Raw genomic sequence first — 22,968 nt, forward strand, 5'->3', positions numbered from 1 at the left:
GTCCCCCCCGCCCGAGCTCGGCGCCCACCAGGTCTGGACGCAGTGCCACTCCTACGGATTCGACTTCTCGGTCTGGGAGATCTGGGCGGCGCTGCTCGGCGGCGGACGACTCGTCATCGTGCCCGAGGAGATCGCAGCCTCCCCGCCGGACTTCGGGGAGCTACTGGTCCGCGAACGGGTGACCGTGCTGACCCAGACACCGACGGCCGTGACCGCCCTGTCTCCCGAGGGTCTCGACGGCGTGGCGGTGCTGCTCGGCGGGGAGGCCTGCCCGGCCGAGGTGGTCGACCGCTGGGCGCCCGGACGGGTGCTGATCAACGCGTACGGTCCGACCGAGGTGACGGTGTACGCCTCGATGAGCGCACCGCTGACCGTGGGTTCGGGGCCGGCGCCCATCGGAGCGCCGGTGCCCACATCCGCCCTGTTCGTCCTCGACCCGTGGCTGCGCCCCGTACCGCCGGGCGTGATCGGCGAACTGTACGTCGCGGGTCGGGGCGTCGGACTCGGCTACGCCGGCCGCAGCGCGCTGACCGCGTCCCGGTTCGTGGCCTGCCCGTTCGGAACGCCGGGCACCCGCATGTACCGGACCGGCGATCTGGTGCGGTGGCGCGCCGACGGCGCGCTGCTCTACCTCGGCCGCGCCGACGACCAGGTCAAGATCCGCGGCCACCGCATCGAACTCGGCGAGATCCAGAGCGCGCTGGCCGCACTCGACGACGTCGACCAGGCCGTCGTCGTCGCCCGGGACGACGGACCCACCGGCACGCACCTCGTCGCCTACCTCACGGGTTCCGCCGAGTCGGACGCGGTGCGCGCCGCCCTCGCCGACCGGCTGCCCTCCTACATGGTGCCCGGCGCCGTCGTCACCCTCGACGCGCTGCCGCTGACGGTGAACGGCAAGCTCGACACGAATGCGCTTCCCGTTCCAGGCATCCGAGCCGCGCAGTACCGGGCGCCCGGTGACGCCGTCGAGGAGATCCTCGCGGGCATCTACGCCCGGGTGTTGGGGCTCGACCGGGTAGGGGTGGACGATTCGTTCTTCGACCTCGGCGGCGACAGCATCCTGTCGATGCAGGTGGTCGCACAGGCGCGCGCGGCCGGGCTGGGCTGCCGGCCCCGCGACATCTTCGTCGAGCAGACGGTGGCGCGACTGGCCCGGGTGGTGCAGGCCGGCGTGCGCGCCGACGCGCCGGTCGACCTGGGCACCGGAGACGTGCGGGCCACCCCGATCATGCGGTGGCTGCACGAGGTGCCCGGCCCGACCCGGGAGTTCAACCAGACCATGGTGGTCCAGGCGCCACCGGGGGTGACCGCCGACGACGTCGCGGTCGTGCTGCAGGCGCTGATCGACCGTCACGGCATGCTGCGCGCCCGGCTCGAGACCGACGGCACGCTGACGGTGCCGGAACCGCAGACCCTCGACGCCGCCGGCTACCTGCGCACCGTCGAGCAGCTGAGCGGCGAGGCGCTCGTGTCGGCGCGGGCAGAGCTGGACCCGGCGGCCGGCGTGATGCTCCGTGCGGTGTTCGCTGCAGCGACCCGCGAGGTCGCGGTGGTCGTCCATCACCTCGTCATCGACGCGGTGTCCTGGCGGATCCTGCTCGAAGACCTCAACGTGGCCTGGGCGCAGCACCGCACGGGACACCCCGCCACCCTGCCGATCACCGGCACCTCGTTCCGCACCTGGTCGTCGGTGCTTGCCGAGTACGCCGCCTCTGCGGCCGTCGCCGCGACCGCCGAGCGATGGCGCGCTGTCCTGGCCGCCCCGCCTGCCCTGCCGCCGCCGGACCCGCACGCCGACACCTACGCCAGCGCAGCGAGTGTCACCGCCACGCTGGACACCGACACCACACGTCGGCTGCTCGGCGACGTGCCCGCGGCGTTCCACGCCGGTGTCACCGACATCCTGCTGGCCGCGCTCGCACTGGCGTGCGCCGAATTCGCGGGCAGCGCACAACCCATCGGTATCGACGTCGAGGGGCACGGCCGGGCCGAGGACCTGTCCCCCGGCCTGGACCTGTCGCGGACCGCGGGATGGTTCACCACCAGATACCCGGTGGCCCTGCAGGTTCAGCGACCGGACTGGACGCAGGTCGGTGCTGGCGGCCCCGTCGTGGGCGCTGTCGTCAAGCACGCCAAAGAAGAACTGCGCTCCCTCCCCGACGGGCTGACCTACGGCCTGGTGCGCCACCTCACCCCGCACAGCGATCTGCAGGCGCCTGAACCCACCATCGCGTTCAACTATCTGGGCCGCGCCGGCCATCTCGGTATCGACGACACCGACCTGTGGCGTCCGAGCCCCGACGGCATGACGATCGCCGCGGCAGCCGGGCAGATCTCGATGCCACTGGGCCACACCGTGGAACTCACCGCGGTCGCCGTCGACAGCGGTGCGGGTCCGGAGTTCACGACGACCTGGACCTGGGCCACCTCCGTGCTGACCCACGAGGACATCGGCCGCCTGAACCAGCTGTGGACCGACGCCCTCACCGGGATCTGTCTCCACGTCGCCCACGGTGGCGGCGGCCTCACCCCGTCCGACATCGCCCCCGCCGCCCTGACCCAGGACCAGATCGACGCCCTCGAACATCACCACGACCTGCGCGACATCCTTCCGCTGACGCCGGTCCAACAGGGTCTGCTCTTCCACTCCAGGACCGCACGGGAGTTCGGCGTCGGAGGCGACCTGTATGCGATGCAACTCGAGATCACCATCGCCGGACCGCTGAATCCCGATGCGTTGCACGACGCCGTGCGCGCCGTCGCCCATCGCCATCCTCACCTCGTGGCGCGGTTCGCCGACGGCTACGACCCGCCGGTGCAGATCATCGCCGCAGCGCCGCAGGTCCCGTGGCAGTACCGCGAGGTGGCCGGCGAGGACGACATCGCGCGGGTGTGCGCCGCCGAACGTGCGGCGGTCTGCGATCTGACAGACGGCACGCCGTTCCGAGTTGCTCTGCTGCGCACGGGTTCCGACGAGCACCGGGTCGTGCTGACCAACCACCACATCGTGCTCGACGGCTGGTCGCTGCCGATCCTGTTGCAGGAGATCTTCGCGGGCTACCTCGGTCAGCGGCTTCCGGCGCCACCGGTGTTCCGCCGCTTCGTCGAGTGGCTGCACGACCGTGATGCCGATGCCGCGCGCGCCGCGTGGCGGGAAGTGCTCGACGGCCTCGACGCACCCACGCTCGTCGGCCCCCCCGACCGATCGGAGAGCGGCGTCCGGGGCAGTAGCGCGTCCCGACTGCCCGAGACCACCACCGCTGCGCTGACCGACCTCGCCCGCGCCCACCACACCACCGTCAACATCGTGCTCCAGGCCGCCTGGGCCCAGACACTCGCGTCGCTCACCGGACACCACGACGTCGTCTTCGGCACCACGGTGTCCGGACGCCCCACCGAGGTAACCGGCGCCGAATCGATGGTGGGTCTGATGATCAACACCATCCCGGTGCGCGCCCGTCTGACCCCCGCCACCACGACGGCCGACCTGCTCGCCCAACTCCACGACGCGCACCACCGCACGCTCGACCATCAGCACCTGGCGCTCACCGAGATCCATCGCATCGCGGGCCAGGAGCAGCTGTTCGACACGCTGTTCGTGTTCGAGAACTATCCGGTCGACACCGCGGCGATGGGCGGCGTCGGTGAGCTGTCGATCACCGCCGTCGCCGCTCGCGAGACGAACCACTACCCGATGACCCTGCAGGCCATGCCGGGACGCGAGCTCGGACTGCGCATCGAATACGACACCACGGTCTTCGAGCCGTCGGTGATCGAAGCGGTGACGCGCCGGTTCCAGCGCGTGCTGTCGGCGATGATCGCCACCCCGCAGCGGCGGCTGTCCGCGATCGACGTCCTGGATCCGGCCGAGCGCGACACGCTGGGTCGCCTCGGCAACAGCACCATGCTGCTCGCGTCCCGCGATGCGCCCTCGGTGCCGGCGTTGTTCGCCGCCCAGGTGGCCCGCGGCGGGGATCGGGTCGCACTGAGCTGCGGTGGGCAGGTGCTGACCTACCGCGAGCTCGACGACGCCTCGAACCTGCTGGCGCACAGACTGATCCGACACGGCGCCCGGCCCGGGACCTGCGTCGCGCTGCTGACCGGTCGCAGCGCCGACGCGGTGGTCGCGATGCTGGCCGCCCTCAAGACCGGGGCGGCCTACCTCGCGATCGATCCCGCCGTACCGCCGGACCGCCTGCGTTTCCTGCTCACCGACGCCGACCCCGTCGCGGTGCTGACCACCGATGCGGTGCGCGCCAGGCTCGCCGGCCACGCACTGCCGATCCTCGACCTGGGCGAGGCCGGGCCAGACGACGCCGCCACCGCGTTGCGCGACCCCGACCCGGCCGACGTCGCGTACCTGATCTACACCTCGGGGACCACCGGCACGCCGAAAGGCGTTGCGGTGACTCATGCCAACGTCGCGCACCTGGCGGCGTCCCTGCCAGCGTCCCTGCCCGACGAGCAGGTGTGGACACAGTGCCACTCGTACGCCTTCGACTTCTCGGTCTGGGAGATCTGGGCCGCCCTGCTCAGCGGCGCCCGCCTGGTCATCGTCGACGAGGACACCGCCTCGTCCCCGGACCGGTTCGGTGAGCTGATCGCCGCCGAACGCGTGAACGTGCTGACCCAGACGCCCTCGGCGATCACCGCCCTGGACCCACAACGGCTCGACGCGGTCGCCGTGCTCCTCGGCGGGGAAGCCTGCCCGGCCGAGACCGTGGACCGCTGGGCACCCGGCCGCACCCTGATCAATGCGTACGGCCCCACCGAGATCACCGTCTACGCGGCCATGAGCGCACCGTTGCGCCCGGGCTCGGGTGCCGCGCCGATCGGCGGACCTGTGGTCACGTCGGCGCTGTTCGTCCTCGACGACTGGCTGCGGCCGGTGTCCGTCGGCGCTGTCGGTGAACTCTACGTCGCGGGCCCCGGCGTCGCGGTCGGCTACGTCGGGCGGCCCGGTCTGACTGCCACCCGGTTCCTGCCCTGCCCCTTCGGCCGGCCGGGTGGGCGCATGTACCGCACCGGCGACCTGGTGCGCTGGCGCAGCGACGGTCAGCTGGACTACCTCGGCCGCGCCGACGATCAGGTCAAGATCCGCGGCTATCGCATCGAACTCGGGGAGATCACCGCGGCGCTCACCGGGATCGACGGCGTCACCGGCGCTGCCGTCGTCCCCCGCCGCGATCAGCCCGGCGCCGCCCGGCTCACCGCCTACATCACCGGCACGGTCGCCCCCGCCGAGGCCCGTGCCCGGCTCACCGAACAGCTACCGTCCTACCTGGTGCCGTCGGACTTCATCGCGCTGGAGACGTTGCCGCTCACCGTCGGTGGGAAACTCGATGTGCGGGCGCTCCCGGCGCCCGACCCTGCCGGGGGCGGCCCCTACCGTGCCCCCACCAACGCCGTCGAGGAGATCCTCGCCGCGACGTTCGCCGACATCCTCGGCCTCGACCGTGTCGGTATCGACGACTCGTTCTTCGACCTCGGCGGCGACAGCATCTCGGCCATGCGGTTGGTCACCACGATCAACGCCGGGCTGGACACCGACCTGTCGGTGCGGACGTTGTTCGACACGGCCACGGTCGCCCAGTTGGCACCGCGGGTGCGCACCGGCGCCGGTCGCCGCGCGGCGCTCGTACCCGTCGAACGTCCCTCCAGGGTCCCGCTGTCGTTCGCGCAGAGCCGGCTGTGGTTCCTCGACCGCTTCGTCGGCGGGGTCGTGACCTACAACATGCCGACGGTGTTCCGGATCGACGGCCCCCTGGACGTCGACGCCCTCGGCGCGGCACTCGACGACGTCATCGCCCGGCACGAGTCGCTACGGACGGTGTTCCCCGACGTCGACGGTGTGCCGCACCAACAGGTGCTCCCCGCCCGACCCGGCATGTGGGGGCATCGCGACCACGGCGTGGTGGCCCTGTCGGAACAGGAAGCCGTCGCCGAGCTCACGGCGATGGCGGGCCACCGGTTCGACCTGTCGGCCGAGATCCCGATCAGGGCGCAGATCTACGCGCTCGGGCCCGATCGGCACGCCATCGGCATCGTGGTGCACCACATCGCCGCCGACGGGTGGTCGATCGCACCGCTCGTGCGCGATCTCGGGATCGCCTACGCCGGCCGGACCGCGGGGCAGCCACCCGGCTGGGCCGCGCTGCCGGTGCAGTACATCGACTACACCCTCTGGCAGCGAACACAATTCGGCGATCTCGACGACGACAAGAGCCTGATTGCCGCGCAGCTGGCCTATTGGCAGGATGCGCTGGCCGGGATGCCCGAGCAGCTGAACCTTCCCACCGACCGGCCCTACCCCGCAGTCGCCGACTACCGCGGCGCGACCGTGGACATCGAATGGCCGGCGGCGCTGCAGCAGCGCGTGCGAGAGGTGGCGCGGGCGCACAACGCCACCAGTTTCATGGTCATCCAGACCGCGCTGGCGGTGCTGCTGTCCAAGATCAGCGCCAGTTCGGATGTGGCGGTGGGCTTTCCGATCGCGGGGCGGGGCGATCCGGCTCTCGAGGAGCTGATCGGATTCTTCGTCAACACCCTGGTGCTGCGCGTCGATCTGGCAGGCGACCCGACGCTGGCCGACCTGCTCGCCCAGGTCAGACGGCAGAGCCTCGCCGCCTACGAGAACCAGGACGTGCCGTTCGAGGTCCTCGTCGAACGGCTCAATCCCGCCCGCTCGCTGACCCGTCAGCCCATCGTCCAGGTCATGCTGGCCTGGCAGAACTTCGCGGGCAGTGGCGACGCGGCCGGCGGTCTCGCGCTGGGTGACCTGACCGTCTCCCAGATGGGCGCAGACACGCACACCGCACGGATGGACCTGCTGTTCAACCTGGCCGACCGGTTCACCGGGGCGGGCGAGCCCGACAGGATCTGCGGCGTGGTGGAGTTCCGCACCGACGTCTTCGAGCCGAGCACCATCCGCCGTCTGCTGACGCAGTTCGAGCGGGTCCTGACCACATTGACCGCCGATCCGCACCACCGACTCTCCGCCGTCGACATTCTCGACGCGTCGGACCGCACGCGCTTCGACGCATGGGGAAACAGGGCCGCGCTGACGAGGCGACCGACCGCCGCCGCGTCGCTGCCCGCCCAGTGGGCAGCGCAGGTGGCCCGCACCCCCGACTCGAGCGCGGTGACGTTCGAGGGCCGGTCCGTGACCTACCGCGAACTCGACGAACGGTCGACCCGGCTTGCGCACCTGCTCACCGGATACGGAGCCGCACCCGGCCGCGCCGTCGCCGTGCTCTTCACCCGGTCGACCGACGCCATCGTCGCCATCCTGGCGGTTCTCAAAACCGGCGCGGCGTATCTGCCGATCGACCCGGTCGTGCCCGCGGGCCGGGTCGAGTTCATGATGACCGACGCCACCCCCGTCGCCGCCGTCACCACCGGGCACCTGAGGGGGCGCCTCGACGGCTTCGACCTTCCCGTCGTCGACATCGCCGACCCCCGGATCTCCGCGCAGCCCGACATCGCCCTGCCGTTGCCCGCCCCCGACGACCTCGCGTACTTCATCTACACCTCCGGCACCACCGGAGTGCCGAAAGGCGTTGCCATCACGCATCGCAACGTGACACAACTGCTGGAATCCCTCGACGTGGACGTGCTGCGCGCAGGGGTGTGGAGCCAGTGCCACTCCCTGGCCTTCGACGTCTCGGTGTGCGAGATGTGGGGCGCACTGCTGACCGGTGGACGGCTGGTCGTGGTGTCGGAGTCGGTGGCCCGGTCCCCGGAGGACTTCCGCGCCCTGCTGGTCGACGAGCAGGTCACGGTGCTCAGCCGCACCCCGTCCGCGTTCTACGCCCTGCAGACCGCCGACACCCAGAACGCCGATGCGAGTGACGAACTCGCTCTCGAGGCGGTGCTGTTCGCCGGCGAGGCTCTCGAGCCCCGGCGGCTGCGGACCTGGCTGACCCGCCACCGGGGCCGGCCGCGGATGATCAATCTGTACGGCACCACCGAGACCACCGTGCACGCCTCCTTCGACGAGATCACCGACCGCGACGCCGAGAGCAATGCCAGCCCCGTCGGGGTGCCGCTGGCCAATCTCGCCTTGTTCGTCCTGGACGCGTCGCTGCATCCCGTGCCGGCGGGCGTGGTCGGCGACCTCTATGTCGCGGGCGACGGCGTGGGCGTCGGATACTGGCGCCGTTCGGGATTGACGGCGTCCCGGTTCCTCGCCTGCCCGTTCGGTGTGCCGGGGAGCCGGATGTACCGCACCGGCGATCTCGTCAGCTGGAACGCCGACGGCAGGCTGCAGTACGTCGGCCGGGCCGACGACCAGGTCAAGGTGCGCGGCTACCGTATCGAACTCGGCGAGGTCGAGAACGCCCTGCTGGCCTGCCCCGAGGTCACGCAGGCCGTCGCGACCGTGCACGACGCTGGATCGGGCGGTCAACTCGTCGCCTATGTCACCCTCGATGACCTGTCCGGCGCCGAGCACGACGGTGCGGTCGTCGACGAGTGGCAACAGATGTACGACGACCTCTACGACGGAGCCGCACCGCCGGAGTTCGGCATGGATTTCCGGGGCTGGAACAGCAGCTACTCCGGGGAACCCCTCCCCCTCGAGGAGATGGTCGAATGGCGTTGCGCCACCGTCGATCAGATCCTCGCGCTGCGCCCCCACCGCGTGCTGGAGATCGGAGTGGGCACGGGGCTGGTGCTGTCGCAGGTCGCCCCGCACTGCGAGCACTACGTCGGCACCGACATGTCGGCGGTCGCCGTCAACGGCCTGCGCCGGTCGCTACAGCGCGCGGCGGTGCCGTGGCGCGACCGGGTCCGGCTGCTCACCCAACCCGCGCACGTCACCGACGGGCTGGAGCGGGGTTCCTTCGACGTGATCGTGCTGAACTCCATCGTGCAGTACTTCCCCCACCGCGGATACCTGACCGACGTGCTGGACACCGCGGTGGACCTGCTCGCGCCCGGCGGCACGCTGTTCGTCGGCGATGTCCGCCACCACGGTCTGCAACGGGCGTTCCAGGCCGGCGTGGCGCGCGCCAAGGCACCCGAAGCCGATACCGCCGAACTGCGTGAGCGGGTGCAGCGCGCGATGGTCGGCGAAGCCGAATTGCTGCTGGCGCCGGAGTTCTTCACCACGTGGTCGGCCCGTCACCCGTCGTTGCGCGGTCTCGATGTCCGGGTCAAACGCGGCCGGGCCGACAACGAGCTCACCCGCTACCGCTACGACGTCGTCGTGCACACACAACCGGCGCGCTCCGTCGCCGACGCACCCACCTGGGCGTGGCACTCCTGCGCGGACCTGGCCGGGCTCGAACGCCGGCTGTCGGCGGACCGGCCGAACACGGTTCGTATCGCGGCGATTCCGCGCGCCGGCCTGGCGGACGATGTCGCCGTGGAACGCGGACTCACCGCCGCATGGGCACCCGAATCCTCCCAGTCCGCCACCGCCACCCCGGACGAGTTGCACCACCTGGCCGGCACCCTCGGCTACGACGTCGCGGTCACCTGGGGTGACGAACCGGGCACGCTCGACGCCGTCTTCCTCGCCGACACCGGCGGCCCCCTCACCGATGTCTACCGCCCCCACGAAGGCATCTCGCGCCGCGCCGGCCTCTCCAACACACCGCATCTGAACACCACGATCGGCGCCCTGCGCCGGCGTCTGAGCGACCGGCTGCCGGACTACATGGTGCCCGCGCACATCATGGTCATCGACGAGTTCCCGCTGACCTCCTCGGGCAAGCTCGACCGCAAGGCGCTGCCCACACCGGTGTCGACCACGACGACCTTTGCGGCGCCGAGCAACCCGACCGAGCAGGCCATCGCCGACGTCTACGCGCAGGTGCTCGGTGTGGACCGGGTCGGGGTGGACGACTCGTTCTTCGACCTCGGCGGCGATTCATTGTCGGCGATGCGGGCGGTCGCCGCGATCAACGCTGCGCTCGACACGCATCTGGCGGTCCGCACCCTGTTCTATGCCCCGTCGGTCAGAAGCCTGAGCCAGCAACTGAACAGTGGCGACGCGGCGAAGGAAGTCGTCCCGGTCGAGTTCTACCGGCGGGGCGCCGGGGTACCGCTCTACTGCATCCACGACGGCCTCGGCCTCAGCTGGTCCTACCGTATGTTGGGCGAGTATCTCGACTGCCCGATCGTCGGGATCAACCAGGTGCGCGCCGAGGGCGAGCCGGAACCCTCGTCGATACGGCGCATGGCGCACACCTACGCCGACCGGATCCAGGCGGTCCATCCCGGCGGCCCCTACCGACTGCTCGGATGGTCGTTCGGCGGTGTCGTGGCCCACGAACTCGCGGTCGAATTGCGCAGCCGCGGTTGCCAGGTCGAGCGGCTCGTCCTTCTCGATCCTGCGTTCAGCGTCGGCCTGGTCACCGGCGGAGTGACCCTCGACGAAGAGCAGGTGCTCCAGCACATCCTGCGGACCAATCGGATCGATGTGCCCGCGATGTCGGGACCGCTGACCTATCAGCGCGCCGAGCAGCTGGTGCAAAGCCATGCCGGTGCCGAATTCCCCCTGCCGCCGCGCGAACTGCTCGATCTGATGGTGCACAGCGTCAACAGCAATCAGCACCTGCTGCGCCGCTTCCGCCCCCACGATTTCGACGGCGACATGGTGATCTTCACCGCCGGTCGCGGCACGATCGCTCCCGCAGGGTCGGCGATGTCGCGTCTGCTCGACGCGCGCACCCGGCTGGCCGCGCGCGCCAAGGTCCGCAAGTGGCGCCGTCACGTGAAGGGCACGGTCACCGCACAACAGGTGGACTGCACACACCACGACATGCTCAACCCGGCCTCCCTGCGGCTGTACGGCGACCTGTTGCGGGAAGCCCTCGACGGTCAGAACGTCAGCCGTGCAAAGCCTTCCGACTGATAGAGCTCCACGCAGCTCGCGCGCCGGACCTTGCCGCTCGTCGTGATCGGGATCGAGCCCGGCGCCACCAGTACCACGTCCTCGACGCCGACCCCGTGCGCATTGGAGATCGCCGAGGTGACCTCCTGTCGCACGGTGCGGAGCGTGTCGGCCAACTCGTCGTCGGACTGGCCACGCCTCTTGACTTCCACTATGACGACCAGCTTCTCGGTGCTCTGGTCGACGACGGCGATGGCCGCCGCGCGGCCGCCGGAGATCTCCTGGGTGGTCGCCTCGATGTCGTCGGGATAGTGGTTGCGCCCGCGTACGATCAGGAGATCCTTGATCCTGCCGACGATGAAAAGCTCTCCGCGCGAGAGGAATCCGAGATCGCCGGTTCGCAGCCACCCGTCGGGCGGCGTGTCGGGCGAGGCCGTGACGATCGTCGCCCCGAACACGCGGGCCGACTCAGCTGGTCGGCGCCAGTAACCGGGGCTCACGTTGTCTCCGCGCACCCAGATCTCGCCCACCGTGTCTGCGGGCAGTTCGGCGGCGGTGTCAGGATCCACGATGCGTACGCTCGGCGACCCCGGCACGCCGTAGCTCACCAGCGGGGTACCTTCGCGACACCGCACTGCGCGGCCGGCCGCGAGCTCGTCGGGCTCGAAGTGAACGAATTCTGTTGGCGGTCCGGGCTGATGCGCGGCGACGTACAGCACAGCCTCGGCGAGCCCGTAGGCCGGTCTGACCACCGAGGGATTCAGGTGGAACTGGGCGAAGCGCTGCGTGAAGCGCGTGAGCGTGGCCTCGTTGACGCGCTCGGCCCCGCTGAGGATGTGGAGCACGTGGCCGAGATCGAGGCCGGCCATGTCCTCGTCGGACGTGCGGGCGGCGGCGAGCTCGAACGCGAAGTTGGGAGCGGCGGTCAACGGTTGCGGGCTGCGCGCGACCAGTTGCATCCACCGGGCGGGCCGCGCGAGAAACGACAGCGGGCTCATCACCGCGGTCGGCCAGCCGCCCATCACCCCTGCGCACAGACCCAGCATCAGCCCCATGTCGTGGTAGAACGGCAGCCACGACACCACCGTCTTCGGCATCCGGTAATCGGGCAGGATGCCCCCGACGATCTGCTTCCAGTTCGCCGCGAGATTGGCGTGGGTGATCTCGACGCCCGCGGGAGTGCGCGTCGATCCGGACGTGTACTGCAGATAGGCGGTGTCAGGCCGATCCCGACGCGCCGCGCCGGGCCTGCGCGTGTCGAGATCCGCTGTGTCCAGCTCGATGACGACGGGCGCCTGCGCATCCCCCGCGGTATAGGGGGCGACGCTGTGCGCCACCGCCGATGTGGTCAGCACCGCCGTCGGGGACGCGTCCCGCAGGACGGCGGTGATGCGCTCGTCGTGGATCCCGGCGAGCGGAACCGACAGGGGCACAGCGATGACGCCCGTCTGAAGGGCGGCGAGGAAAGCGACGACGTACTCGAGGCTCTGGGGGGCGAGGATGACGGCCCGGTCACCGGCCGACGTGTGCTCCTGCATGTCGATGGCGAGGTTGAGCGACCGGCGGTGCAGTTGCCCCCAGGTCATCGACTCCTCGCCGTCGTCGTCATCGTGGAAGGTGAAGGCGACGTCGTTGGGCTGCAGGCTGGCCCGTTCGCGGAGCACGGCGAGCAGCGGCGATTCCTTCACTACAGGAACACCTCCGCCCGCGGCCGGCACGACGTACCGAGCTTAGGTCAATCGCGCGGGCGCGCAGGCGGAGTCGACAGATCAGCGCGGTACGGTGCACTCGGGGAGGAGTCCATGGCCGACTACTGGAACCACAACACCGCCTACCATCCGTGGTTGGTCTCTCTCGCAGCGACGCACCACGGTGATGTGCTCGACGTCGGTTGTGGTGACGGATTGCTCGCGCAACGCCTTGCGCCCGTGTCCCGGACGGTCGTCGGGATCGATACCGACCCGACGGCGACGCACCGGGCGCGCGCCAGGCTGGCGGCGGTGGACAACGTCTCCATCATCGATGCGGCCTTCGCCGATTACCCTCCGGCACAGTTCGATCTGATCACCTTTGTCGCCAGCCTCCACCACCTCGACCTGCGCGCGTCGCTGGTGCAGGCTCGCGCAATGTTACGGCCGCACGGCGAACTCGCGGTGGTGGGATTGAGCACGAACACGACTGTGCGCGAATGGCTTTGGTCAGGTGCGTGCCTGCCTGCCGTGCGCGTGGGGTCGTGGCTGCATCGGGAACGGCGTGACGTCGGACTGGTGGTGGCCGAGCCGAGCGAGGGGCTCGACGAGATCCGGCGCACCGCCGCGGAGGTCCTGCCGGGCGTGACGATCCGTCGGGCGCTCTACTACCGGTACCTGATGCGGTGGCGGAAGCCGGCCGGCTGACCTCCTAAAAATCTTTGGCCACTTCCATTTCAGCCGTCACAACCGGTGACTGACCTGTCGGCGGTTCGAACTAGTGTTCGATGTATGGGTGAAGTCGCGAGCGCGGTGGAGGCGATCCGGTCGCAGATCGCGATGCTGCACGAGGTCTGCGACACCCTGTCCCACCGCGAGCTGGTGGAGCTTTTGGCGGAGGTGACGACGGTGCTCAGGACCGTGCCGGCGTTGGAGCATCGGGTGTTGGCCCGGCTGACCGCCGAGACCGAACCGCGCCGGTTGGGTGAGTCGTCGTGGAAGACGGTGCTCACCACCGCGCTACGGGTGTCGGATCGCGAGGCCAAACGACGGCTGGCCCACGCGGCCTCGTTGGGACCGCGGCAAGCGTTGACCGGGGAGCCGATGGCGCCGGTGTGGGAGGCGACCGCCGCCGCGCAGTCTCAGGGTCTGCTCGACGCGGAACACGTGGCCGTCATCGCGACATTTCACGACAACCTGCCGTCGTNTGGGAGGCGACCGCCGCCGCGCAGTCTCAGGGTCTGCTCGACGCGGAACACGTGGCCGTCATCGCGACATTTCACGACAACCTGCCGTCGTGGGTGGATGTCGACACCCGCGCCTCGGCGGACCGCCAACTCGCCGAGTTGGGTACCGGCCTGAAGCCCGAAGACCTGAAGAAAGCCGCCGACCGGTTGGCCACCATGATCGATCAGGACGGCCCCGAACCCACCCACGCCGAACGCGTCCGCCGCCGCAGCGTCACCCTGGGGGAACAGCAACCCGACGGCATGAGCCGGCTCTCAGGCTGGGTCACCCCGGAATGGCGGGCGGTCTACGAGGCGGTCGAGGCCAAACTCGCCGCGCCGGGTGTGTGCAATCCCGATGACGAGCAGCCGTGTGTGGATGGCGAACCCGACGAGCAGCAGCGCCGCGCTGACACCCGCAGCCCAGCCCAGCGCCGCCATGACGCCTGGCTGGCCGTGGGCCGCATGGCGCTGTGCTCCGGGGAACTGGGCCAGCACAACGGGTTACCGGTCACCGTGATCGTGTCGACANGACGCCTGGCTGGCCGTGGGCCGCATGGCGCTGTGCTCCGGGGAACTGGGCCAGCACAACGGGTTACCGGTCACCGTGATCGTGTCGACAACTCTGCAGGAGGTGGAGAAGGGGGCGGGGGTGGCGGTCACCGGCGGCGGATCGTTGCTCCCGATGGGTGATCTGATCCGCATGGCGTCGCATGCGTTCCACTATCTGGCGGTGTTCGATCACCACACCAGCGAAGCTCTCTACTTGGGCCGCACCAAACGGGTCGCGAGCCCGGCGCAGAGGATCGTGCTGCACGCCCGTGACCGCGGCTGCACCCGCCCCGGCTGCACCGTGCCGGGCTACTGGTGCCAGGTCCATCACGTCACCGACTGGAAGAACGGCGGGCGCACCGACGTCGACACCACGACCCTGGCCTGCGGCCCGGAAAACCGGATGATCGAGACCACCGNCACGTCACCGACTGGAAGAACGGCGGGCGCACCGACGTCGACACCACGACCCTGGCCTGCGGCCCGGAAAACCGGATGATCGAGACCACCGGCTGGACCACCCGCACCAACCCCAAAGGCCAGACCGAATGGGTGCCCCCACCCGACCTCGACACCGGCCAGCACCGCGTCAACGGCTACCACCACCCCGAACGCCACCTGCTACCCGAAGACGACAANAGGCCAGACCGAATGGGTGCCCCCACCCGACCTCGACACCGGCCAGCACCGCGTCAACGGCTACCACCACCCCGAACGCCACCTGCTACCCGAAGACGACCAAGGACCATGACCCGTCCGATCGGCGACCGACACGGCGGAAGATGTGCTGAAAATCCGCCGACCAGCCGCGAGATTGCGTACGCAAGTATCATTGCTAGCGGCCTGAACTGGCTATATCAACCGATACGGCGCATCGGCCCTCCCTCGCCATCACAGAGATTCTGTTCGCCAGAATCGCATCATGGCGCGGGTTCCGGATGTTAACCTGCGTCGGCAGGGAACGTCAGACGAGCCCTTGCGCCGAGCATGTGGGGGTGCTCGGCAGCACTGCACCACCTGGGGGGGATCACCATGAATATCGTCCGCGTACTAGCGGTGAGCGCAGTCTCGGCCGCCGCGAGTCTGAGCCTCGCCGGCGTGGCGTCGGCGGACACGCTGGAAGGTTCCTACACGGCGACCGTGACCGGAAGCCTCGGCACCTATCTGGGCGCTGCGGCCCCGGTCTGGAATGTCAGCTCCTGTGGTCCCGATTGCGTGAAGATCGACGCCCAAGGGGCAGTACTGCATCCGCGGGGCGACGGGGGATGGTCCGGCACGTATACGGTCTACGCGCAGGACAACGGCGAAGCTGTGGTCTGCACGCGCAGTGTGACACCGGCATTGACCGCTTCTGATCTGTGCCCCAAGCCGCTGGGGCTGGCCGTCAACTATCAACTCACGAAGAACGGCTGACGTATGTCGGTGCGACTGCTCGCGGCAGCACTCGGTGTCAGCGCTGCCATCTCCGCCGGAATCGTGGGCGTGCACGACATTCCGACGGCGTCAGCAGACCCCGACGGTGGCGTGTGTGCGCGGCTGAACGGCGTTCCGTTCTACATCCCCCCGCAGGGGTACATGCCGCAACCGGGTGAAGTGATCACCGGACCCGTCACCGCGGGCCCGTGTCAGGAATCCGCAGCGACCCGACCCTCGATGCCCGAACTGCCTCAGCCGGCTTTGACCCCGTCATCGTCGTCGTCGCCGCCGTCCCCACCGCCACCGCTGCCCTGAGCGGCGCCAACCACGGAGACCAGCCATGCTCACCACACAATCGCGACGGGCAGCGCTTGCCTTCGTCGGATTCGGCGCTGCGCTGATCTGCTCGCCTCTGGTCAACGCCGAACCAGCTCCGACGGATTCACCAACGCCGAGTTCGAGTGCGCAGCCGCCCATTCCGCAACTACCCGACCTCCCCCGCAACAACCCGAACAACGTCGATCTCGCCGACAAGAACTGCTGGGTCGTCAATGGGGTGCCCACGATGTGGTCCCCGGCCCTCACGACCGGACCCGGTCAGTCGGCGACTCCCTGCTATTTCGTGTACGGCCTTCAGCCCCACTGACCGACCGCCGATGACTCGCACACTGCGTTGTCCGACCGTGATCTAGCGGAATGCCGGCCCGCGTGACCAATCCACGCGTCCTGCCAGGCGGCGCCGTCGACCCGCTCGCCGTAGACGACAATGTCGGCATGGTCGAGCAGAGCTTGTGGATGAAGCAGGTCGAGGCCGACCCCGGACACTCCGGCTGGTACGTCGAGCGCTTCCGGACCATGGCACGGGCAGGTGACGACCTGGACGGTGAGGCCCGCCTGGTCGACGCGATCGCGCCCCGCCGCGCCCGCATCCTCGACGCAGGATGTGGACCCGGCCGGCTCGGTGGGTACCTCTCGCGCGCCGGCCACGACGTCGTCGGGGTCGACGTCGACCCCGTGCTCATCGCAGCCGCCGAGCAGGATCATCCCGGTCCGCGCTGGATCGTCGGCGACCTCGCCGAACTGGACCTGCCCGGGTCCGGCATCACCGCACCGTTCGACGTCATCGCTTCGGCGGGCAATGTCATGACCTTTCTCGCCCCGAGCACCCGCGTCGCGGTCCTGGCCAGGTTGCGTGCGCATCTCGCCGCGGACGGTCGCGCGGTCATCGGCTTCGGCGCGGGCCGCGACTACGACTTCGGCGACTTCCTCGACCATGCGACCGAGGCCGGCTTCGCGCCGGATCTGCTGCTGTCGACCTGGGATCTGCGACCCTTCCGAGACGACTCGGAGTTCCTCGTCGCGGTGCTGCGTCCGGCATAGGCCGAACCCCCGAGGCCGCGGACCGTAGGCTGACCCGCGATGAGCACCCACGACGTCGACCATCGCCTGGCACCGCTCCCCGACACCGGATACGTCTACCGGACCTCGTGGCGGGTGGCGACGGGCGACGTCGGCGGCGACCTCAACCTGCGCCTGGACGGCGTCGCCCGCTACATCCAGGAGGTCGGCGCGGAGAACCTCGTCGACGCCGGCGAGGCCGAAGAACACCCCCACTGGCTGGTGCAGCGCACCGTGGTCGACGTCATCGAGCCGATCGGGTTCCCCAACGAGGTGACCTTCAGCAGATGGTGCTCGGCGCTGTCCCTGCGCTGGTGCACCATGCGGGTGGACCTCGTCGGCAGCGACGGCGGCCGCATCGAGACCGAGGGCTTCTGGATCGCGATGAACGCCAAGACGCTGACCCCGCAGCGAGCGACCGACAGCCTGCTCGCCCGGTTCGGCACCACCACCACCGAGCACCGCCTCAAATGGCGGCCATGGCTGCAGAATCCGGACACCGTCGAAGACACCGCGCCATTCGCGTTGCGCCGCACCGACATCGACCTGTTCGAGCACGTCACCAACACCGCCTACTGGCACGCCATCCACGAGGTGATGGCGGTCGCCCCCGAGGCGTGCACGCCGCCGTACCGCGCGGTGATCGAATACCGCAAGCCGATCAAGTACGGCGAAGAGGTGGTCCTCGGCTGGACCCACCGAGGCGACGCCGTGCAGATCGCGCTGAGCGTCGGCGACGAGGTCAGGGCCGCGGCGCTGCTGCGCCCCCTGTAGCTACGCTGAGCGGATGTCCGATCTCGTACTGACGCAGGTCGACGACCGCGTCATGCTCATCACCGTCAACGACCCCGACCGCCGCAACGCGGTCACCGCCGACAGCTCGGCGGCCCTGCGCGCCGCGGTGGAAGCCGCCGAGGCGGACGAGGGCGTGCACGCGGTGATCGTCACGGGCGCCGGTAAGGCGTTCTGCGCCGGCGCGGATCTGACCGCGCTCGGCAAGGCGACCGAGGACGGGCTGCGGGTCATCTACGACGGCTTCCTCGCCGTCGCCGAGTGCAGCCTGCCGACCATCGCCGCGGTCAACGGGCCCGCCGTGGGCGCCGGCCTGAACCTCGCCCTCGCCGCCGACGTGCGCATCGCCGGCCCGTCGGCACTGTTCGATCCGCGGTTCCAGAAGCTCGGCATCCACCCCGGCGGCGGCGCGACGTTCATGCTGCAACGCGCGATCGGGCCGCAGGCCGCCAGGGCCGCGCTGCTGTTCGGAATGCGCTTCGACGCCGAGGCGGCCGTCCGGCACGGGCTCGCCCTCGCGATCGCCGACGACCCGGTCGCCGCCGCACGCGAGCTGGCCGCCGGCCCGGCGTCCGCACCGCGCGACGTCGTCGTCGCGACCAAGGCGTCGATGCGCGCCACCTTCAACCCCGGCATCACCGACATGCACCAGCACCACATGGCTGTCGACGTCGAGATCGGCCCGCAGGCGCGGTCCATCGAATCCCCCGAGTTCGCCGAGCGGCTGGCCGCCGCCAAGCGGAGGTGAGCTTCACGGCGGGCAGGAGCGAAGCGACCCGGGGAATGTCACAGGTCGAGCAGCGCCGTCTGAGGCGCCTCGATCAGCGAGCGCAGCTCGCCCAGGAACGCGCCGACCTGCGCTCCGTCCGCCACCCGGTGGTCGAACGCGCACGTCAACCGCATCGTCGACCGCGCCACCACCTCGCCGTCGACCACCACGGCGCGGGGTTTCAGCGCGCCCACCCCAAGGATCGCGGCTTCCGGATGGTTGATCACCGGAACCCCGTCGTCGAGTCCCAGCGCCCCGAAGTTGGACACCGTGAACGTCGACCCCTGCATGTCGGAGGGTGCGAGCGTGCCCTCACGCGCGGCGGCCACCAGCCGCGCCACCTCGTCACCGAGCTGACGGGTGGTCCGGTCCTGCGCGTCCGTCACCACCGGGACCAGCAGCCCGCGCGGCGCTGCCACACCGACGCCCAAGTGGATTGCCGCATGGGTATGGACCCGCGGTCCGTCGACGGTGTCGAGCCATGTCGCGTTCAGCTCCGGATGACGGCGCAACGCGGCGACCACCATCCTGAGCACCAGCACGAACGGTGTCACCGCCGCCGCGCCGGCGGAGTTGCAGTGCTCCCGCAACCGCAGCAATGCGGTGCCGTCGACGTCGACCGACGCGTTCGCGTCGGGAATCTCACGGCGCGACAACGCCATTCGTCGCGCCATCGCCAGCCGCACGCCGGTGACGGGCGCATCCGGCGCGCCCCTGGCCGCAGAGAGTACATCGGCGCGGGTCACGATGCCGTCGGGTCCCGATCCGTTCACGCGGTCTAGCTCGACGTCGAGGTCTGCGGCCAGTTTGCGCACCGGCGGCTTGGTACGGGCACGCCGGCGGCTTCCGTCCAGCGCGTCGTCGGTGCCGTAACCCACCAGCACGGGCTTGCGCGGCGTCTGTTCCGCGTCGGCCGTCTCGATGCGCACCAGCACCGATCCGACAGGCAGCGTCTGCCCCTCGGCGCCACCGAGTTCGGCGATCCGCCCGGCATACGGGCTGGGGATCTCCACCTCGGCTTTGTTCGTCTCGACCGTGCACAGCGTCTGGTTCAGCGCCACCTCGTCGCCGACCGCCACCGCCCAACCGGTGATCGTCGCGTCCTCGAGCCCCTCACCGAGGTCGGGTACCAGGAAGTCCCGCAGCGCGCTCATGGCCGGCTCATCGCGTCGTCGACGCAGTCCAGGAGGCGATCGACGCCGGGCAGCCACAACCGCTCGAGTCTGGCCGGCGGATACGGCGTATCGAAGCCGGTGGCCCGCAGCACCGGTGCCTCCAGATCGTAGAAGCACTCCTCGGAGATGCGGGCCGCCAATTCCGCGCCGAAACCCAATGTGCGCGAACCCTCGTGCATCACCACCGCCCGTCCCGTTTTGCGCACCGACGCCGCGACGGTGTCGAAGTCGAGCGGATTCAGCGTCCGCAGATCGACGACTTCCAAACTGGCCGAACAGGATTCGGCTGCATTGAGCGCAGTGGCGACCAGAGAACCGTACGTGATGACGGTGACGTCCTCGCCGGCACGGCGAATGACGGCGCGCCCGATCGCTTCGGCCGGATTACGGGTGTCGACGACCTCCTTGGCCCAGTAGCGGCGTTTGGGTTCGAGGAAGATCACCGGATCACGCTCGGCGATCGCGTACCGCAGCAGCCAGTAGGCGTCCGACGGTGTCGAGGGAACGACGACTTTGAGCCCCGCTGTGTGCAGCCAGTACGTCTCGGTCGATTCCGAATGGTGTTCCACCGCACCGATTCCGCCGAACGACGGAATCCGGATCGTCACCGGCATGTCCACGTCGCCGCGGGTACGCATCCGGTACTTGGCCAGGTGGCTGACGATCTGGTCGAAGGCAGGCGCGGCGAATCCGTCGAACTGGATCTCGGGCACCGGCACGAAGCCGCGGATCGCCATCCCGATCGCGATCCCGACGATCGCCGACTCGGCCAGCGGAGTGTCGAAACACCGCTGCTCCCCGTACCGTTCGGCCAAGCCCTCGGTGACGCGGAAGACACCGCCGAGCGTGGCGACGTCCTCCCCGAACACCAGCACCCGGTCGTCGGCGGCCATCGCATCCGACAGCGCCCGGTTGATCGCCTGCGCCATGGACAGTGCCGGGGGCGCCGCGACCGGCGGCGGCTCAGGAGCGTCGTCGTCGAAGCCGAACGGTCTCTCGATGAGCTGGGTCATCTCACGACTCCTTCGCCAGTTCGGCGGTCAACTGGTCGCGTTGGCGCGCCAGGTCCGGGGTGATGCGGTGGTAGACGGTGTCGAACACCTCGGTGACGTCGACGTCGGCCTCGGTCAGCACGGCGTCGCGCAGCTCGCTGCGCAGCCGCTGGGCGCGGTGCGCGACGCGGTCCTCCAACCGCTGCGTCCACACCCCCTCCTGCTCGAGATACGTCCGGTACCGCGCCAGCGGATCGCGGGACTGCCAGAGGTCGACCTCGTCCGCGCTGCGGTAGCGGGTGGGGTCGTCGGACGTGGTGTGCGGCCCCATCCGGTAGGTGACCGCCTCGATCAGGGTCGGCCCCTCGCCGGCACGGGCGCGGGCGGCCGCCTCGGCCATCACCGCGAAGCACGCGAGCACGTCGTTGCCGTCGACGCGAATGCCGGGCATGCCGTAGCCGTCGGCGCGCTGGGCGATCGAGGGCGCCGCCATCTGGCGATGCACCGGCACCGAGATCGCCCACTGGTTGTTCTGCACGAAGAACACGCACGGCGCCCGGTACACCGACGCCAGGTTGAGCGCCTCGTGCACGTCGCCCTCGCTGGTGGCGCCGTCGCCGAGGAACGCGACGGTCACGCTGTCCTCGCCGAGGCGCTGGGCCGCCATCGCCGCGCCGACGGCGTGCAGGCCCTGCGTGCCGATCGGGATGGAGATCGGCGCGCAGCACTTGTCGGTGAAGCCGAGGCCGCCGTGCCATGTCCCCCGCCACAACGCCCCGACCTGCGGCGGGGAGATGCCGCGCACCAGGAACGCGCCGAGTTCGCGGTACTGCGGGAACAGCCAGTCGGTCTTGCGCAGGCACGCCGTCGCACCGACCTGGGCGGCCTCCTGCCCTCGGCACGAGGCGTAAAGGGCCAGCTCGCCCTGGCGCTGGAGGTTGACGAACTCGGTGTCGAGCTCGCGGGTGACGGCCATCGACTCGTAGAGCCAGGCCAGGGTCTCCGGGGGCAGATGTCTTCGGTATCGGGTTTCCGCCGTCGGCGCGCCGTCGGGCGCGACGAGCGCAATGGGCTCACGAACACCGGCCATACCGCCTCCTAGGGTCACTGGCGGCGGATCGCGCCGTCAGTCGACTGAGGTGCTCAGCACGGAGGTGGTCGGTGCTGACCTCTGGTGGGAGGTCTGTCCGTCAGCTGCCGGGGTGTGGCGCCAACGCGACGATGTGCTCCGCCGCCGTAGTGCTGGGGCATCCACCATTATGCCGCCGAAGCCGAGACCGCCCCTGCTGCGTGCGCGCCGTGTCGAGGGCGAGGCGCGCCGAATCGCGTAGTCGACTACTCATGCCCCCGCCGCCGTGGCGCCCCGTCAGAGTGGCGATTGCTCCGGTCCACCCACTTCTTGGAAAGCGAATCCCGATGACCATCACCTCGATCGAGATCAGACGAGCAGCGTCGTTGTTCCTGCCGGTGTCGGGGGTGCTCGCCCTGGCCGTCTCGGCCGTGCCGGCGCCCGCCGCCGCAGAACCGCTGCCGTACGGGCCGGACACCTGCATCCAGGGCTACGTCTGGCGCGAGGCGCGCCCTGGCGACACCGTCTGCGTGCTCCCCGCAGTCCGCGACCGCACCGCCACCGAGAACGCCCATCCGGCGTCCAACAAGGACCCACTCGCCGGCTCCGGACCGGAGTCCTGCTCCCAGGGCTACGTCTGGCGCGAGGCCTTCGACGGCGACACGATCTGCGTGACGCCGGCGGAACGGACCGACACCTTGGCCGACAACGCCGCGGCGCAGTCCCGCAGACAGGCCGACCAGCCCGGACAGCAGGCACCCGCCAACGGTTCGCACCGGGTGGTCTTCAACGTCACCGGCTCCGGGGAGGTGTTCAACATCGTGACCGATCCGGCCGGCCCCTTCGTGCCGGATCACACGCCGTTGCCGTTCGCGCGGACCTTGGACATCGGACCTGACGTCAGCATGCTCCAGGTGGTCGCCACCGGGCGGGACGCCCCGGGCCCGGGATGCTCGATCTCGATCGACGGCACGGTCGTGGCGTCACAGACGATCGGCGGCAGCGGGCACTGCATCTACGTCTTTCCGTGAGCTGCGGCAGCCCTGAC

Annotated in this window: 13 protein-coding genes and 4 pseudogenes; 13 read left to right on the top strand and 4 right to left on the bottom strand. The window is 70.0% G+C overall.

Annotated elements, in window-relative coordinates:
• Positions 1-10,864: pseudogene (locus MCHUDSM44219_RS28490) on the top strand (non-ribosomal peptide synthetase); the annotation flags it as partial.
• Here MCHUDSM44219_RS28490 and MCHUDSM44219_RS17375 read toward each other — a convergent pair.
• Positions 10,831-12,531: an AMP-binding protein gene (locus MCHUDSM44219_RS17375; RefSeq protein WP_053081288.1), complete on the bottom strand. Its 1,701-nt coding sequence runs from the start codon at positions 12,529-12,531 to the stop codon at positions 10,831-10,833. The pseudogene MCHUDSM44219_RS28490 and the gene MCHUDSM44219_RS17375 overlap by 34 nt on opposite strands.
• A gap of 114 nt (positions 12,532-12,645) precedes the next feature.
• Here MCHUDSM44219_RS17375 and MCHUDSM44219_RS17380 point away from each other — a divergent pair, with 114 nt between their 5' ends.
• The 11 genes and pseudogenes from MCHUDSM44219_RS17380 to MCHUDSM44219_RS17410 all read left to right on the top strand — a co-directional run bounded on the left by MCHUDSM44219_RS17380 (position 12,646) and on the right by MCHUDSM44219_RS17410 (position 18,663).
• Positions 12,646-13,239, top strand: a complete 594-nt coding sequence (locus MCHUDSM44219_RS17380) for a class I SAM-dependent methyltransferase (RefSeq protein ID WP_048419509.1) — start codon at positions 12,646-12,648, stop codon at positions 13,237-13,239.
• Positions 13,240-13,371: 132 nt separating this feature from the next.
• A partial coding sequence (locus MCHUDSM44219_RS31110) for a DUF222 domain-containing protein (protein ID WP_330218628.1) occupies positions 13,372-13,738 on the top strand: 367 nt, incomplete at its 3' end.
• A gap of 1 nt (position 13,739) precedes the next feature.
• Positions 13,740-14,288 (top strand): annotated as a pseudogene (locus MCHUDSM44219_RS31115) (DUF222 domain-containing protein); the annotation flags it as partial.
• A 1-nt stretch (position 14,289) separates the two neighbouring features.
• A pseudogene (locus tag MCHUDSM44219_RS31120) lies at positions 14,290-14,728 on the top strand (HNH endonuclease signature motif containing protein); the annotation flags it as partial.
• Between the two features lies 1 nt (position 14,729).
• Positions 14,730-14,947 (top strand): annotated as a pseudogene (locus MCHUDSM44219_RS31735) (HNH endonuclease signature motif containing protein); the annotation flags it as partial.
• Between the two features lie 394 nt (positions 14,948-15,341).
• The gene (locus tag MCHUDSM44219_RS17390) at positions 15,342-15,722 is read left to right on the top strand and encodes a hypothetical protein (protein ID WP_131722324.1); all 381 of its coding nucleotides are present in this window, start codon (positions 15,342-15,344) and stop codon (positions 15,720-15,722) included.
• Between the two features lie 3 nt (positions 15,723-15,725).
• Complete coding sequence (locus MCHUDSM44219_RS30030) at positions 15,726-16,040, top strand: hypothetical protein (protein WP_048419511.1); 315 nt, start codon at positions 15,726-15,728, stop codon at positions 16,038-16,040.
• Between the two features lie 25 nt (positions 16,041-16,065).
• Positions 16,066-16,371 carry a hypothetical protein gene (locus MCHUDSM44219_RS29810; RefSeq protein WP_131722325.1) on the top strand — a complete coding sequence of 102 codons (306 nt, stop codon included), beginning with the start codon at positions 16,066-16,068 and terminating at the stop codon, positions 16,369-16,371.
• A 128-nt stretch (positions 16,372-16,499) separates the two neighbouring features.
• On the top strand, positions 16,500-17,105 hold the full coding sequence (locus tag MCHUDSM44219_RS17400; protein ID WP_048419551.1) for a class I SAM-dependent methyltransferase: 606 nt from the start codon (positions 16,500-16,502) through the stop codon (positions 17,103-17,105).
• Between the two features lie 39 nt (positions 17,106-17,144).
• Entirely contained in the window at positions 17,145-17,897 is a 753-nt protein-coding gene (locus MCHUDSM44219_RS17405; protein ID WP_048419512.1) for an acyl-[acyl-carrier-protein] thioesterase, read from the top strand.
• A gap of 13 nt (positions 17,898-17,910) precedes the next feature.
• Positions 17,911-18,663 (top strand): enoyl-CoA hydratase, encoded by a 753-nt coding sequence (locus MCHUDSM44219_RS17410; protein ID WP_048419513.1) that lies wholly within the window; start codon positions 17,911-17,913, stop codon positions 18,661-18,663.
• A gap of 38 nt (positions 18,664-18,701) precedes the next feature.
• Here the strand turns inward: MCHUDSM44219_RS17410 and MCHUDSM44219_RS17415 are convergent, their stop codons facing one another.
• Genes MCHUDSM44219_RS17415 through pdhA form a run of 3 tightly spaced genes read right to left on the bottom strand, consistent with a single transcriptional unit; the run spans position 18,702 to position 21,941 of the window.
• The gene (locus MCHUDSM44219_RS17415) at positions 18,702-19,838 is read right to left on the bottom strand and encodes a dihydrolipoamide acetyltransferase family protein (RefSeq protein ID WP_048419514.1); all 1,137 of its coding nucleotides are present in this window, start codon (positions 19,836-19,838) and stop codon (positions 18,702-18,704) included.
• Entirely contained in the window at positions 19,835-20,872 is a 1,038-nt protein-coding gene (locus MCHUDSM44219_RS17420) for an alpha-ketoacid dehydrogenase subunit beta (protein WP_048419515.1), read from the bottom strand. The genes MCHUDSM44219_RS17415 and MCHUDSM44219_RS17420 overlap by 4 nt, the downstream gene beginning before the upstream one ends.
• Position 20,873: 1 nt before the next feature.
• Positions 20,874-21,941: a pyruvate dehydrogenase (acetyl-transferring) E1 component subunit alpha gene (gene pdhA, locus MCHUDSM44219_RS17425; RefSeq protein WP_048419516.1), complete on the bottom strand. Its 1,068-nt coding sequence runs from the start codon at positions 21,939-21,941 to the stop codon at positions 20,874-20,876.
• Between the two features lie 326 nt (positions 21,942-22,267).
• Here pdhA and MCHUDSM44219_RS17430 point away from each other — a divergent pair, with 326 nt between their 5' ends.
• Positions 22,268-22,951, top strand: coding sequence for a hypothetical protein (locus MCHUDSM44219_RS17430; protein ID WP_236695503.1), 684 nt, complete (start codon positions 22,268-22,270; stop codon positions 22,949-22,951).
• Positions 22,952-22,968: the final 17 nt, after the last annotated feature.

The sequence above is a fragment of the Mycolicibacterium chubuense genome, assembly GCF_001044255.1.
Classification (GTDB): Bacteria; Actinomycetota; Actinomycetes; order Mycobacteriales; family Mycobacteriaceae; genus Mycobacterium; species Mycobacterium chubuense.